Origin of the sequence: Shewanella sp. 10N.286.51.B8, assembly GCF_041469325.1 — a bacterium.
In the GTDB taxonomy this organism is placed as follows: domain Bacteria; phylum Pseudomonadota; class Gammaproteobacteria; order Enterobacterales; family Shewanellaceae; genus Shewanella.
The window spans coordinates 168176-181025 of sequence record NZ_JBFRKG010000009.1 but is presented as its reverse complement, the minus strand read 5'-3'; the positions used below and the strand labels follow the sequence as shown (position 1 = coordinate 181025).

11 protein-coding genes are annotated in these 12850 nt (G+C 40.3%); 8 read left to right on the top strand and 3 right to left on the bottom strand.

Annotated features, from left to right (window positions below):
• Positions 1 to 22 precede the first annotated feature (22 nt).
• From AB4160_RS05600 to AB4160_RS05585, 4 genes are all read left to right on the top strand, one after another.
• On the top strand, positions 23 to 1492 hold the full coding sequence (locus AB4160_RS05600; protein WP_372003826.1) for a M48 family metalloprotease: 1470 nt from the start codon (positions 23 to 25) through the stop codon (positions 1490 to 1492).
• Positions 1493 to 1588: 96 nt separating this feature from the next.
• Entirely contained in the window at positions 1589 to 1939 is a 351-nt protein-coding gene (arsC, locus tag AB4160_RS05595; protein ID WP_303461210.1) for an arsenate reductase (glutaredoxin), read from the top strand.
• An 8-nt stretch (positions 1940 to 1947) separates the two neighbouring features.
• Positions 1948 to 2325 carry a DUF2069 domain-containing protein gene (locus AB4160_RS05590; protein WP_102437317.1) on the top strand — a complete coding sequence of 126 codons (378 nt, stop codon included), beginning with the start codon at positions 1948 to 1950 and terminating at the stop codon, positions 2323 to 2325.
• A gap of 247 nt (positions 2326 to 2572) precedes the next feature.
• Entirely contained in the window at positions 2573 to 4522 is a 1950-nt protein-coding gene (locus tag AB4160_RS05585; RefSeq protein WP_372003824.1) for a hypothetical protein, read from the top strand.
• Positions 4523 to 4644: 122 nt separating this feature from the next.
• Here the strand turns inward: AB4160_RS05585 and hda are convergent, their stop codons facing one another.
• Positions 4645 to 5355: a DnaA inactivator Hda gene (gene hda, locus AB4160_RS05580; protein WP_076537757.1), complete on the bottom strand. Its 711-nt coding sequence runs from the start codon at positions 5353 to 5355 to the stop codon at positions 4645 to 4647.
• A gap of 53 nt (positions 5356 to 5408) precedes the next feature.
• The gene (locus AB4160_RS05575; protein ID WP_372003822.1) at positions 5409 to 6539 is read right to left on the bottom strand and encodes a DUF2066 domain-containing protein; all 1131 of its coding nucleotides are present in this window, start codon (positions 6537 to 6539) and stop codon (positions 5409 to 5411) included.
• A 186-nt stretch (positions 6540 to 6725) separates the two neighbouring features.
• Here AB4160_RS05575 and AB4160_RS05570 point away from each other — a divergent pair, with 186 nt between their 5' ends.
• Entirely contained in the window at positions 6726 to 7952 is a 1227-nt protein-coding gene (locus AB4160_RS05570) for a uracil-xanthine permease family protein (protein ID WP_102437312.1), read from the top strand.
• Positions 7953 to 8096: 144 nt separating this feature from the next.
• Here the strand turns inward: AB4160_RS05570 and grxD are convergent, their stop codons facing one another.
• Entirely contained in the window at positions 8097 to 8438 is a 342-nt protein-coding gene (gene grxD, locus AB4160_RS05565; protein WP_076537750.1) for a Grx4 family monothiol glutaredoxin, read from the bottom strand.
• Positions 8439 to 8671: 233 nt separating this feature from the next.
• Here grxD and sodB point away from each other — a divergent pair, with 233 nt between their 5' ends.
• From sodB to AB4160_RS05550, 3 genes are all read left to right on the top strand, one after another.
• Positions 8672 to 9256 carry a superoxide dismutase [Fe] gene (gene sodB, locus AB4160_RS05560; RefSeq protein WP_102437310.1) on the top strand — a complete coding sequence of 195 codons (585 nt, stop codon included), beginning with the start codon at positions 8672 to 8674 and terminating at the stop codon, positions 9254 to 9256.
• A 316-nt stretch (positions 9257 to 9572) separates the two neighbouring features.
• Positions 9573 to 11507: a PrkA family serine protein kinase gene (locus AB4160_RS05555; protein ID WP_102437308.1), complete on the top strand. Its 1935-nt coding sequence runs from the start codon at positions 9573 to 9575 to the stop codon at positions 11505 to 11507.
• Between the two features lie 70 nt (positions 11508 to 11577).
• Positions 11578 to 12849, top strand: a complete 1272-nt coding sequence (locus tag AB4160_RS05550) for a YeaH/YhbH family protein (protein ID WP_102437306.1) — start codon at positions 11578 to 11580, stop codon at positions 12847 to 12849.
• Position 12850 lies beyond the last annotated feature (1 nt).

Below are 12850 nucleotides of genomic sequence, written 5' to 3'. Positions count from 1 at the left end.
ATAATTATAATAAAGGTTACATTTGCGCAAATTATCGTTTACCCAATTCTCAAAAAGTGTTGTAACAACTGCAGTTGCCTTAATGCTAACCGCTGGTGTGGCAAAAAGCTTTGCCAGTAACAATCTTCCCGATCTTGGTACTGCCGCAGTCAATACCTTTAGTTTAGAAAAAGAAATGGTATATGGCGATGCCTATATGCGGGTCATTCGTTCATCAGCACCTATTGTTAGTGATCCTGTGCTGAATCAATATATGTCAGAACTTGGCAATAAACTGGTTGCCCACGCCACTGGAGTAAAAACACCCTTTTACTTTTTCTTATTAAAAAATGATGAAATTAACGCCTTTGCTTTTTTCGGAGGCCATGTAGGCGTACATACTGGCTTATTTCTTAATGCCGACACAGAAAGCGAATTAGCCTCTGTACTTGCCCATGAAATTACTCACGTAACGCAACGTCACTTAGCCCGTTCGTTAGAAGCACAAGAAAAAAGTTCTACTGCTACTATTGTGGGGATGTTAGGGGCGATTTTATTAACCATTGCTGCGCCACAAGCAGGTATGGCAGCGTTAGCTACAACCCAAGCGTTATCTACACAATCACGCATTAACTACACACGTTTACATGAAAGAGAAGCTGATAGAATTGGCATGCAAACGCTCGCAGCTGCGGGATTTGACCCCAATGGCGCCGCCGATTTTTTCTCTAAGCTTGCTATACGCTATCGCTTTACTACTACGCCACCGCAAATGCTACTGACTCACCCATTACCCGAGTCACGTATTACCGATGCCCGTAACCGCGCAACCCAGTTTCCTCATCGATATATCCCTGATCAGTTAAACTACCAACTTGCTAAAGCGCGTATTCAAGTGCGCTTTTCAAGTTACAGTGAACAAGCGGCTTTATCTATGTTTGAGCAGCAACTAAAAAAAGAAAGCTATAGCTTTAAAAGTGCTGCACTTTATGGGAAAGCATTGGCTCTATTTAGAGCGAAACGCTTTACTGAAGCAGAAGATATTATCGATGACTTGTTAGCAAATAAGCCAAACAATCTGTTTTATATTGATACTAAAACTGATTTGTTAGTTCAAAAGAAAGATTTTGACGGCGCCATTGAGATGTTATTGCATCACAATAAGCTTAAACCTATGTCGCAAGTAATTTCAGCTAACCTTGCCAACGTGTATGTGGAAGCTGAACAACCCGAAAAAGCCATTCCGCTATTAGAAGATCTTATATTTCTAGATAAGCAAAATATATTGCCTTATCAAATTTTAACTCAGGCCTATCGCAAAATGGGTAATAAGGCACTTGAATATTATACTAATGCTGAAGTCATGGCCTTAGCGGCCAATTATGATGGCGCGATTGATCAACTTAACTATGCCTATCGCCACTCAGAAGGCCAATCGTTACAAGTTGCCAGAATTGAGGCGAGGATCCGCCAATTTAGACAAGCTAAACGTGAGCTTGACGCTCTCAAATAATTACCGCTAAGCAATGGTGAGTTAAGTTATCAGATAGCTAACCATTGCTTAGATTTTTTGTTAATATGCCCCAAAATATAAAAAAGAAGCAATCTAATGACAACTGTTACCCTTTATCATAACCCTCGCTGTTCAAAAAGCCGCCAAACCCTTGCGTTACTAGAAGCACAAAATGTTCAAATAAACATTGTTGAATATTTAAAAAACGTTCCTTCTAGCGACGAAATTAGCGCTATTTTAGCCATGTTAGCAATCAGTCCAAGAGAGCTAATGCGCACTAAAGAAACCGAATACAAAGAACAAAACCTTACGGATGTTAATTTAACCGATGAGCAATTAATCAACGCCATGATTAACACCCCTAAATTAATTGAGCGCCCTATTGCTATTGCAAACGGCAAAGCTGCAGTAGGTCGACCACCTGAAAATGTGTTAGCCATTTTGTGAGAATAACCATGACAACACATACCTTATTTCAACTATGCCGTGTGGGCTATGTCTCATTATTAATGCTGCTTACTGGCTGGTTTATCCAGCAAGGCATGACAGGTGAATATTCATTAGCCTTTAATTTGTTATGGATAGCCCCTTTGTTACTGCCCATTAAAGGGATATTAACGGGTAAGCCATACACTTATGCCTGGGCAAGTTTCATTTTATGCTTATACCTTTTACATGGACTAACCCTGCTGTATGTCACAGAAGATGCATTATATTTTGCGCTTATTGAATCTGTACTTATTAGCGCACTGTTAGTCGCTTTTCCTTTTTATGCCCGCCTACGTGGTAGAGAACTAGGCTTAGGTTTAAAGAAAAAGTCCAAAGACCAATAATATAAGCTTGCTACTTATAAACTAAATTACTTAAGCGCCTTTGGGCGCTTTTTTATTTAAAAACAGCAAATCACTTCGCCATAACTAAGCACCTAGTAAGTGACAAGTAGATAAAAAGATAAGTAAGTAACAAGTAAAGAAAAGGTTACCAAATAGTTTCACCGTTCTTTTTGCAAGCAAGACTCCATGCTATATTGATTTTTGATAACATTTTTAGATTAGAATGCAAAAGCAACGGAGATTGTGTATGAAAAATAACATTGCTATTACAGCTATACTCGCCTCAGTGACTTTTCTGTCAGCCTGTGGCGGTAGCTCTGACTCATCTTCGCCAGGAGCCCCTGAAACCACATTGCCCATCAATGTCTGCGAAACCAGCTCCGGTTTAACAACCGTTAATAATGGCACAGAATTGAATTTTAATGTTGAACAGCAATATTACGTCAATCAATCCGCCAGTATTACTGTTGGGGTCAGTAACCAAAACAGCAACGACTACCAGTTTAACTGGCAACAAACTGCAGGACCTGCATTAGATATCAGCTCAGAAAACAGCCCAGTGCTGGCATTTTATATTCCTGAAGCTGCAGACTATAGCTTCACTGTCGAGGCAACCAGTGGCCAAATTTCTTACAGCGACAAAATTTCCATCAGTGCTGCGCAAATGTCGCAACAGTTAAATGTCTATAGCGATCATCAAGTTGTTGCAGGTAATGATGTCAGCCTGCGCCTTGGTCAGATCAACAACCAAGTGCCATCTAACATACAATGGTGTTATTTTTCAGACCAACAAATTAGCCTTGATTTAACCAATGCAGAAAGGCCACTATTTACCGCACCAGATAATATTGCAGAAGATACCTTTGTTGGCCTTAAAGTGACCGCAGACTTTGCCGGTGAAACCTTAACCGATGAAGTGTTTGTATTAGTGACGAAACAAAACGCCATCACCTCGCCCTACTTTGATAGCCCCATCGCTAAAACCTATGCCTATAACAGTGCATCACCTTATGCAATTAACGCGCAGCGGTGTGTTTACTCTAATCAATTAAACCAAACTTGCCAGCTAAATGACTTACCGTTAATTGGCCAACAACTAGACTCAGAAACCATTGCAGATGTCATGGATAGAGTGGTTGTTTCCCATGACTGGATGGGCCGAAACTTTGAGCAATTTTTAACTCAATCGGATCCTAACAGTGATTTTATCAAGTTATTACAATCAGTAAGCGCGGTTGTCATTAGCTATGATATTAGACCATCATTTTACTGGGTGGCTACGGGCGCTATTTACCTCGACCCTGAGTATTTATGGTTAAGCCCGACGGAAAGAGACACCATCAATGAAGCACCTGATTATCGTAGTGACTTTGGTAACGATTTAAAATTTATTATGCCGTGGCGTTATGTGAAAAATAATGACTATGTATCTATTAGTTATGATCGGGCAATCCGTCAATCGCGCACTATTGCAGATCTTACACCGCGCTTAGCCAGTTTGATGTATCACGAATTAGCTCACGCTAATGACTTTTTCCCGCGTTCGACCCATAGCCAGTTACAAGGCCCGACTTTAATTGATGACTTCTATCGTAGAGCAAATAGCAATTCACTGGTATCTGATCAATTGCAGAATATTGAGCCATTAACCAGCGCTGAAATGTATGGTTTAGCCGCCGTCAGCTTTTTAGGTGAAACCGCTGAAGCAACTCAAAAAGCCTATGTACCTAGTGATGTCACTAGCTTCTTTTTGACCGATTATGCTAATGATTTTTATAACTACTCGTCGACTCGTGAAGACGCCGCAATGTTGTTTGAAGAAGCCTTTATGAGTCATCGTTATCAAATTCAAAGGGATGTGGCAGTCACAGATACCGATAACTTAATCGTAGATTGGGGGCAGCGAGGCCGCATTGGCGCAGACGAACTCTCAACCCGAGCTGCATTTGTTATTAATCAAATGATGCCTGAAGTAGATGGTGAATCGTTATTAAATGGCTTACCTGCGCCAATAAACATGATTGCCGGCCAAGATTGGTTTGATAATGTCGATATATCACCCAGCCTGTCAAGAAACATGTCTAGAGCCAGCACAATGTCAAACATCAGTTCAGACGCTAACGATGTGACATCAGATAATAGGCCTGCAATACAAGTGGGTCGTGAGCACAGAGATATGCCTATACCCTCGCGTTAACCAAATCAGAAATTAACCAATTTTTTGTGACTACCAATAAAAAACCACCTTAATCGGTGGTTTTTTATTTTAGATTGTAAGCTTTCATAAAAGCGTAAAACTCAATTATAAAAAATTGTCACTTACAATCGCAGCATTTCTTTAATGAAAGGAATCGTCAATTTACGTTGATGCACCATAGAAGCTTTATCTAGCTTATCAAGCACATCGAATAAGGTACGTAAGTCTCGAGCCATGCGAGTTAACAGAAAGCGCCCCACCTCATCAGAAAGCTGCAAACCACGCATCGCTGCACGCCGCTGTAATGCCACTAACTTTTCTTCGTCTGCCATGGGTTGTAATTGATATATCAAGCCCCACTGCATCCGTGAAATTAAATCAGGTAATGCAAAACCAGCTTCAGTTGGTGATGAGGTGCCACTTACAATCAAGCGACAATCTTGCTGCTCTTCAATACGATTGTATAAATGGAACAGCGCCTCTTCCCATATTGGGTGTCCTGCAATGGCATCAATATCATCGATACAAATTAGTTGTAACGACTCAATACCTTCAAATAGTTCAGGAGAAATACTGGCATGAATGCCAAGTGGGATATATAAAGTACGGCGCTCTAAATCGTTCGCGTGCGCACAAGCTGCGTGCATTAAGTGAGTACGGCCAGATTTTACCGGACCATATAAATACAAACTAGAAGCAAGGCTGCCTTCAGCGGCAGCCTGTAGCTTTTGGATTAACTCATCGTTACCTACTGCAGGGTAATAACTCTGAAATGTTTCATCATCAGGTAAATAAACTGGTAACGATAATTGTTTTGGTGAGTTTTGGGTCACTCAAAAATTCTCTAATAATTAATACAAGCGACAGTTAGTATAACACACTCAATCTAATGCCATTGATAGATTAATGACACTGTTGTTTCAGAATCTAGATTAGGATCAACATTATTGATACTGTTTTCTTGCCCAGCGTTTAAATTGGGTGGAACCACTGTGTTAACAGTATCAATTTGCGTCAGTCTTTTATTAATACTCAGTAATTTTTCTAAATCGCTGGCATCACCAAATAACGATAAGTTGTAAGTAACGGTATCAGCTTTAAACTGGCTTAAACTCACCGACTTAATCGCACTTAATTGGGTTAAGTAAGCTTCAATGTCAACTAATTGCGCCATAGTTTGAACCCCTACTAAGGTTAACTTAGTTTGGGCGCTGTTTCCTGAGTCAGCGAAGGCATATTGGCTAACAAAATATCCCGCTAACCTTGATAAGATTTCATCTGTTGCTTGCTCGTAATCCGCGACTTCTGCTTGGTGGTTAATTAAAGGCTGCATAACACCGCTAGCATTGCCTTTATCAAATAAAGCTACATTCAAGCGCACAAAACCGCCCACTTGATCAATATCGGCCATGGCAAAATAGTCCGCTTGGTAGCGTTTTGATGCATTGGCAACCACATCGGCAAACATGCCTCGTACATCAGAGACATTAACTTGCATCACATCGTCTAAATCCATCACAGGTAACAGGATTGGAATGCCTTTATTATTGGCATCTAAATCGATTTGCGTTCTAATATCAGATTCAGCTGCATCCGCTAAAATAGCTCTATCGCCAGCATTTTCGATAGACATCCATAACAAAGTTGATGGGCGTTGGCGGCCCCACACTGGTAATTCTGCTTCACGAAGGGCCGAAATAATACGTTTATGATCAAAGTTTGCCTTTAACACTAACTCATCATCCACTTGGCTGTAGCCGTATTGAGTCAGTAAGGATTCAGGCTTGTTAATATGACTTTTAATCAATGGGTGTTCAAGCACTGAAGTTAAGCCCGAATTCTTTATAAATACAGTGGATAGCGCTTGTTTTAAGGCAACTTGTCGTTCATTTGTGGCTCGAGAAGTTACCACAACATCAGCTTCATCGAGTAAAGCGATTTCAGCAGCAATAACAGCAAAGCTGTTTAGGGCAAACACACAACCAATAACAATGAACTGAATTAAAAGTTTTAACATGGCAAAGTAAACGCAATCTAAGAAAAGTGTTCGAAGTGTAGCATATTAATTTTACTTCTAAAATTACATTACAGTGCTGTAATTTGCAGCAAAAGGCTGTTAAAGATGATCTAAAATACAGACATTATTAGCAATTTCACTTATCTTAAATTCGAAACTCTCATTTATAATAAACATAGGATTTATATGAAACGCTTGTTCATACCCTTACAGGGCGCACAAATGCTGTTTGTTGCATTTGGTGCCTTAGTATTAATGCCATTGTTAAGTGGGCTTGATACAAGTGTCGCCCTATTCACTGCCGGATTTGGCACATTGTTATTTCAAATCATCACTAAGCGCCAAGTGCCTATTTTTTTAGCCTCATCATTCGCGTTTATAGCGCCAATTATGTATGGGGTACAAACATGGGGCATTCCCGCCACAATGGGTGGACTCATGGTGGCAGGTTTCGTTTATGTGCTGTTAGGTTTGATGGTCAAGGTCAAAGGGAGTGGCTTTATTCATAAGCTTTTACCTCCGGTTGTTGTTGGGCCTGTCATTATCATTATCGGTTTGGGCCTTGCGCCTATGGCCGTTAACATGGCGCTGGGTAAAACAGGTGACGGTAGTAGCGTTATTGTTGAACAAGAAATTGCACTATTTATCGCGCTAATGTCATTAGCGACCACTGTGTTAATTGCCGTTTTTGCCAAAGGTGTGCTTAAGCTAATGCCGATCCTTGCCGGTATTTTGGTGGGTTACGGCTTTAGCTTGGCGTTCGGTATTGTTGATTTTAGTCCAGTTGCGCAGGCAAGTTGGCTTTCTGTTCCCAAATTTGTTGCCCCTGAATTTCACTGGCAAGCGATACTGTTTATGATCCCCGTAGCCATAGCGCCAGCCGTTGAGCATATTGGCGACTTATTAGCGATTTCAAATGTGACAGGTAAGGATTACTTTAAAAAGCCTGGGCTACACCGTACGTTAACGGGTGATGGCGTGGCCACTATTGCGGCCTCAGCACTAGGCGGACCACCAAACACTACCTACAGTGAAGTCACTGGCGCAGTAACACTGACAAAAAACTTTGACCCGCGAATAATGACTTGGACTGCTATCACGGCGATCACGTTAGCGTTTATTGGTAAATTAGGCGCATTGATGCAAACAATTCCGTTACCCGTTATGGGCGGCATTATGTGTTTATTATTTGGCTCCATCGCCGCAGTTGGCTTAAATACCTTAATTAGAAATCAGGTAGATTTAAATGAGCCACGTAATCTCAGCATTGTTGGGGTGACTTTAGTGTTCGGTATTGGGGGAATGGCTTTTGGTATTGGTGAGTTTAGCCTGACAGGCATTAGCCTATGTGGCTTAGTGGCGATTGTAATGAATTTAGTCTTACCTATGCCAAAAGAGCCTCAAGCCGATTAAGTTTTAATTCCATATTACGATTGTAGGCAACAAAAAACCCTTAATTTAAGCAAATTAAGGGTTTTTACTTTAAAAGTTCATCTATTTTGCGTTTAAGCTTTGAAAAATTCGAAGCTAACGCTTACAGGCGCAACAAAAAATGACTTATTCAGCGTCTTCTTCAGTGCGGAACTTATCAGCTGTTGCGGTGATCATTGGCTGTAACTCACCTTTTTGGTACATCTCAGTGATGATATCGCAACCACCGATAAGCTCACCTTCAATCCACAACTGTGGGAATGTCGGCCAATTAGCGAATTTTGGTAATTCAGCACGGATATCTGGATGCTGTAAAATGTCTACGAAAGCAAACTGCTCACCACAGTTGATCATCACTTGCGCGACTTGAGATGAAAAACCACAGCTTGGTAATTTTGGAGAGCCTTTCATATAAACAATGATAGGGTTTTCACTAATTTGCTGCTTAATTTTGTCTACTGTTTCCATTTTTATTCCTAAGTGCTACTTAATAATCTAAGTCTATTGTACGCCAGCTTTCATCATAACAAAATCCCACAGTTTGTAGGGTTTTGTTAGAAAATGATTTTTTCGATTGACTGTATCGACATATTTCATCAAACAATGATTCACATCACAAAAATTTTAAGTACAATGTCAGGGTGAGCATGTCATACCAAAAGGTATATAAAACGATAACCTAAGTCCATGGAGAGATACTAATGGCTTTCGAATTACCAGCATTACCATATGCTAAGAACGCACTTGTACCACATATTTCTGAAGAAACTATCGAATTCCATTACGGTAAGCATCACAACACTTATGTTGTTAAGCTTAATGGTCTTGTTGCAGGTACTGAATTTGAAAACAAAACCTTAGAAGAAGTTGTAAAAACTTCAACTGGTGGCGTATTCAACAATGCAGCTCAGATTTGGAACCACACTTTTTACTGGAACTGTCTAGCGCCTAATGCTGGCGGTGCTCCAACGGGTGCTATCGCTGAAGCAATTAATGCAGCTTTCGGCTCATTTGAAGAATTCAAAGCGAAATTTACTGATTCTGCAGTAAACAACTTTGGTAGTGCTTGGACTTGGTTAGTTAAAAATGCTGACGGTTCTGTGGCTATTGTTAACACAAGCAATGCTGCGACTCCTTTAACTGACGAGTCAGTAACACCATTGATGACTGTTGATGTTTGGGAACACGCTTATTACATCGATTACCGTAACGTTCGCCCTAACTACCTAGCTGCTTTCTGGGAATTAGTTAACTGGGAATTCGTTAACGCAAACTTCGCTGGCTAAATGCTAACAAGTTTACAATGAGATGAATAAAAGGAGCTAATTAGCTCCTTTTTTATTGGTTCATGTTTAGTGTTTCTGTTTTATCGTTACTGCTCAAACCGACCAACTACATTTGCAACAGTTGCATTTGCAACGTTTTATCTTTGTTTTTATTAGAATTTTTTACAATTCCCTATTCGCTAATCTCAAATCCCTGACCTAGACTTTATCTAACGGCCATTAAAAAGCACTACTATTTTGTTTAAATTAAAATCGGCTTAACACCATAAATGCGCTGTCACTCAAGTACTTTCACCTTAGTTTAAAGGGGTTTCTTATGGGCATATTCGAACATTACCAACAACGTTATGAGCAAAAACTAGACGAAGAATACTCACTGCAGCAGTTTCTTGAAATCTGTAAGGAAGACAGAAGTGCTTATGTGTCGGCGGCCGAACGGATGTTAATGGCCATCGGTGAATCTAAAACCATCGATACTTCAAAAGATCCTAAACTCAGTAGAATTTTTTCAAATAGATTAATTTCTTACTATCCAAGCTTTACTGATTTTTATGGCATGGAAGAGTCCATTGAACAAATTGTCTCTTACCTTAAACATTCTGCCCAAGGTCTAGAGGAATCAAAACAAATCCTCTATCTGTTAGGACCAGTAGGTGGTGGTAAATCATCATTAGCAGAAAAACTCAAAGCCTTAATGCAAAAGGTGCCTATTTACATCTTAAGTGCCAATGGCGTTCGCAGCCCCGTTAACGATCACCCTTTATGCTTATTTGATCCCGATGAAGATGCTGAGCTGCTAACTAACGAGTATGCGATTCCACCACGTTATATTAAAACCATCATGTCACCATGGGCAGTAAAACGTTTACATGAATTTGGTGGGGACATTACTAAATTTAAAGTAGTTAAGGTTTACCCTTCGATCTTAGATCAAACCGCTATCGCTAAAACCGAACCCGGTGATGAGAATAACCAAGATATTTCAGCATTGGTGGGTAAAGTTGATATTCGTCAGTTAGAGCATTTTTCACAAGATGACGCTGACGCTTATGCCTACTCGGGCGCATTATGCCGTGCGAACCAAGGGGTGATGGAGTTTGTGGAAATGTTTAAGGCTCCAATTAAGGTGTTGCATCCACTGCTTACAGCCACACAAGAAGGTAATTACAACGGTACAGAGGGCTTATCTGCCTTGCCATATAACGGTATGATTTTAGCTCACTCCAATGAGTCTGAGTGGACCACTTTTAGAAATAATAAAAACAATGAGGCATTTTTAGACCGAGTTTACATCGTAAAAGTGCCCTACTGTTTACGGGTCTCTGAAGAGATGGAAATTTATCAAAAATTACTGTCAAACTCAGAACTATCCAAAGCGCCTTGTGCCCCTGGCACCCTAGAAACTTTAGCTCAGTTCAGTATTCTGTCACGCTTAAAAGTACCTGAGAACTCCTCTATTTACTCAAAAATGCGCGTCTACAATGGTGAAACGTTAAAAGATACTGACCCTAAAGCCAAGTCGTACCAAGAGTATCGTGATTATGCCGGTGTCGATGAAGGAATGCAGGGGTTATCAACTCGTTTTGCATTCAAGATATTATCTAGAGTGTTTAACTTTGACGATACTGAAATTGCTGCAAACCCAGTACATCTATTTTATGTACTTGAAAAGCAAATCGAACAGGAACAATTCCCTGCAGAGTTAAGTGAAAAGTACCTCGAGTTTTTAAAAGGTTATCTCATTCCTAAGTATGTTGAATTTATCGGTAAAGAAATCCAAACCGCATACTTAGAGTCTTATTCAGAATATGGTCAGAACATCTTTGATAGATACGTCACTTATGCAGACTTTTGGATTCAAGATCAGGAGTTTAGAGATCCAGAAACTGGCCAATTATTTGACCGCTCAGCGCTAAATGCTGAATTAGAAAAAATCGAAAAACCAGCTGGTATCAGTAACCCTAAGGATTTTCGTAATGAGATCGTCAACTTTGTATTACGTGCTAGAGCCAATAATGACGGTAATAATCCACTGTGGACCAGTTACGAAAAGCTCAGAGTGGTGATTGAGAAAAAAATGTTCTCCAATACCGAAGATTTATTACCGGTTATTTCTTTTAACGCGAAAACCTCAGCAGATGATCAACGTAAACACGATGACTTTATCAATCGCATGATGGAAAAAGGCTATACCCAAAAACAAGTCAGATTACTTTCAGAGTGGTACTTGAGGGTACGTAAATCGTCATAAGTATTGCTAACTTTGCCCTTACCTTTATGCGCTAAAAACCGTTAAGGGCAAAGTCAATTAGGAGTTGTGTATGGCAAATTTTATTGATAGACGCCTCAATGCAAAAGGTAAAAGTACCGTCAACAGGCAACGTTTTATTGAACGCTACAAAAAGCAAATCAAAAAATCAGTCAGTGAAGCCGTAACCAGAAGAAGTGTTACTGATATCGATAAAGGCGAGAAAATCAGTATCCCAACACGTGACATCAGCGAACCGACATTTCATCAAGGACAAGGCGGTGTGAGAGAGCGTGTCCACCCAGGTAACGATCAGTTTAATAAAGGTGATCAAATTGAGCGCCCCAAAGGCGGCGCAGCCGGACAAGGTAGTGGCGAAGGTGAAGCCTCTAATAGCGGCGAAGGTAAAGATGAATTCTTGTTTGAAATCTCAAATGATGAATATTTAGAGCTGTTATTTGAAGATTTGGCGTTACCGGATTTACAGCAAACTAACGCCAAGCAAATGGTTGAGTTTGAAACATACCGCGCTGGTTACACTAATGTCGGCGTACCAGCCAATATCAATATTGTCCGCTCACTGCGATCTTCATTGGCTAGACGCATTGCCATGACTGCAGGTAAAAAGAAATTACTCGCCGAGCTTATTAAGCAGCTTCACGAGCTTGAAAATACCCCCGGCACCCAAGCTGAGTTGATCATGGATTTAAAACAGCAAATTGAAGATCTTAAAAAGCGTATCGATAGCGTGCCTTTTATAGACAGTTTCGATTTACGTTTTAATAATTTTTCCAAACGTGAAAAACCATCTAGCCAAGCAGTCATGTTTTGCCTAATGGATGTTTCAGGTTCAATGGATCAAGCCACCAAAGATATGGCAAAACGATTTTATATTTTACTGTATTTATTTTTAACCCAGACCTATAAAAATCTTGAAGTGGTCTACATCCGGCATCACACCCAAGCAAAAGAAGTAGACGAACATGAATTTTTCTACTCACAAGAAACAGGCGGTACCATTGTTTCTAGTGCCTTAAATTTAATGCATGAAATTCAGCAAAAACGTTACCCTGCTGATGAGTGGAATATTTATGCCGCACAAGCCTCTGATGGCGATAATTGGGCTGATGACTCACCAGCTTGTAGGCAACTCCTTGCTGAGAAAATATTACCGGTATCTCGCTATTTTAGTTACATCGAAATAACCCGTAGAGCGCATCAAACGCTTTGGCGTGAATATGAAACCTTACAAGCACAATTTGGCAATATCGCCGTACAACACATCAAAGAAGTAGACGATATTTATCCAGTGTTCCGTGAATTATTCAAAAAGCAGCCTAGCTAAG

Excerpts from the sequence above, each read along its gene's own strand:
- arsC (WP_303461210.1), top strand. The coding sequence starts at position 1,589 with ATGACAACTGTTACCCTTTATCATAACCCTCGCTGTTCAAAAAGCCGC.
- AB4160_RS05590 (WP_102437317.1), top strand. The coding sequence starts at position 1,948 with ATGACAACACATACCTTATTTCAACTATGCCGTGTGGGCTATGTCTCA.
- AB4160_RS05585 (WP_372003824.1), top strand. The coding sequence starts at position 2,573 with ATGAAAAATAACATTGCTATTACAGCTATACTCGCCTCAGTGACTTTT.
- AB4160_RS05575 (WP_372003822.1), bottom strand. The coding sequence starts at position 6,539 with ATGTTAAAACTTTTAATTCAGTTCATTGTTATTGGTTGTGTGTTTGCC.
- AB4160_RS05570 (WP_102437312.1), top strand. The coding sequence starts at position 6,726 with ATGAAACGCTTGTTCATACCCTTACAGGGCGCACAAATGCTGTTTGTT.
- grxD (WP_076537750.1), bottom strand. The coding sequence starts at position 8,438 with ATGGAAACAGTAGACAAAATTAAGCAGCAAATTAGTGAAAACCCTATC.
- sodB (WP_102437310.1), top strand. The coding sequence starts at position 8,672 with ATGGCTTTCGAATTACCAGCATTACCATATGCTAAGAACGCACTTGTA.
- AB4160_RS05555 (WP_102437308.1), top strand. The coding sequence starts at position 9,573 with ATGGGCATATTCGAACATTACCAACAACGTTATGAGCAAAAACTAGAC.
- AB4160_RS05550 (WP_102437306.1), top strand. The coding sequence starts at position 11,578 with ATGGCAAATTTTATTGATAGACGCCTCAATGCAAAAGGTAAAAGTACC.